Consider the following 576-nt stretch of genomic DNA (forward strand, 5'->3'; position numbering starts at 1 on the left):
CCCGGCGCCGCCGCAGCGCGGTCAGGGGCAGGTCGACGCCCTGTTCGGCGGCGGCGCGCAGGGAGGCGCGGAAGACCTCGGTGAGCACGCGGGTGTCGTCGACGGCGTCGTGGGCGCGGTGCTGCACCACGCCCCAGTGGGCGGCGACCCCGGCGAGGGTGACGTCGCGCAGTCGCAGCCGGCGGCTGAGGGTGACGGTGCACAGGAAGTGCGGCACGCGGTAGGCGGTGCCGGCGCGGGTGAACTCCTCGCGCAGGAAGCCCCAGTCGAAGCGGGCGTTGTGGGCCACCAGGACCCGCCCGGCGAGCAGGCCCGCCAGGTGCTCGGCGACCTGCGCGAAGGCGGGGGCGCCGCGCAGCATGTCCGCGCTGATGCCGTGCACGTGGGTGGGGCCGGGGTCGCGGCCGGGGTCCACCAGGGAGTCCCAGGTGCCCTCCACGCGCCCGTCGGCGGCCAGCTGCACCACCGCGACCTGCACGACGCGCTCCGTGGCGGCGTCCATGCCGGTGGTCTCCACGTCGAGCACGGCGTAGCGGTGCGGGTGGCGCGCGGCGACCTCGGCGGGCAGGGGCTCGG

At 77.6% G+C, this 576-nt stretch carries 1 protein-coding gene; it reads right to left on the bottom strand.

The window, feature by feature from the left end; translation table 11 throughout:
• The coding region (locus GTR00_RS22310) for an exonuclease domain-containing protein (protein ID WP_166613652.1) at positions 1–576 on the bottom strand (576 nt) is incomplete at both ends.

The organism is Kineococcus indalonis (assembly GCF_009906395.1).
Classification (GTDB): Bacteria; Actinomycetota; Actinomycetes; order Actinomycetales; family Kineococcaceae; genus Kineococcus; species Kineococcus indalonis.